This window comes from Acrocarpospora phusangensis, from assembly GCF_016862995.1.
Taxonomy (GTDB): Bacteria; Actinomycetota; Actinomycetes; order Streptosporangiales; family Streptosporangiaceae; genus Acrocarpospora; species Acrocarpospora phusangensis.
The window spans coordinates 1-881 of sequence record NZ_BOOA01000212.1; the positions used below are offsets into that span (position 1 = coordinate 1).

Here is an 881-nt window from a genome sequence, read left to right on the forward strand (position 1 = left end):
AGTTCGGTCCTGATCAGGTCCAGCAGGTCGTACCAGTCCGCCTCGGCGTCCTCGTCGGACCCGGTCGCGATCCGGCCGAGCAGGTCGGACGCCCGTGCCCACGCCGCCGCGTCCAGGGCTTCGCGGATCTCGCGCAGGTGCTCCAGCACGTATCCGGCCAGGTCGCGGGGGCGCATCAGAGGCCGCCGCCGCGCCGGGCCAGCACGATCGTGATGTTGTCCCGGCCGGAGGCGTTCATGGCCAGCGCCCAGAGGCGCTTCACCGCCTGGCCGTCGTCGGCCGCCGAGTTCAGCGCCTCCTCCATGGCGTCCACCGGCACCAGGTCGGTGAGCCCGTCCGTGCAGACCAGCCAGCACCCCGTACGGGTGTCCTCGCCCGTGTGCACGTCGATCTCGGCGCCGGAGCCGCCGATCACCTGGGTGACGATGTGGGTGGGGGGTGGGGGAGCGCCCGGTTCGCCGCGTTGCGGGGAGTCGTCCACGGAGAGCTGGCCGAGGAAACGGTCGTCCAGGCGGTAGACGCGCGAGTCGCCCACGTTGAACCAGGTCGTGGCGTCGGGGGTGAACAGCAGCCCGGCCAGCGTGGTGCCCATCCCGGTGAGCGCCGGGTGCTCGGCGGCGATGCCGGTGAGCTCGGCGTTGATCTCCTTGATCAGTTCGGCCAGCTCGCCGGGCCCGGCGGTCGCGGCGCCCTCGCGGGCCAGCGTCCGGACCGTGTGGCCCGCCGCCACCTCGCCGCCCGCGTGCCCGCCCAGGCCGTCCGCGACGGCGACCAGGGCGCCGCGGGAGAGGGTCAGCGAGCACGTGACCGGCTCGGCCATCGAGATGTCCGCGATGACCAGCCCGGCGGCGGTCACCGCGTCCTCGTTGTGGTCCCGGATC

1 protein-coding gene is annotated in these 881 nt (G+C 73.8%); it reads right to left on the reverse strand.

All coding sequences use genetic code 11. The annotated features are described in order from the left end of the window. Nucleotides 1–175 precede the first annotated feature (175 nt). Nucleotides 176–881: PP2C family protein-serine/threonine phosphatase (locus Aph01nite_RS40975; protein ID WP_307836828.1), on the reverse strand; the 706-nt coding region annotated here is incomplete at its 5' end.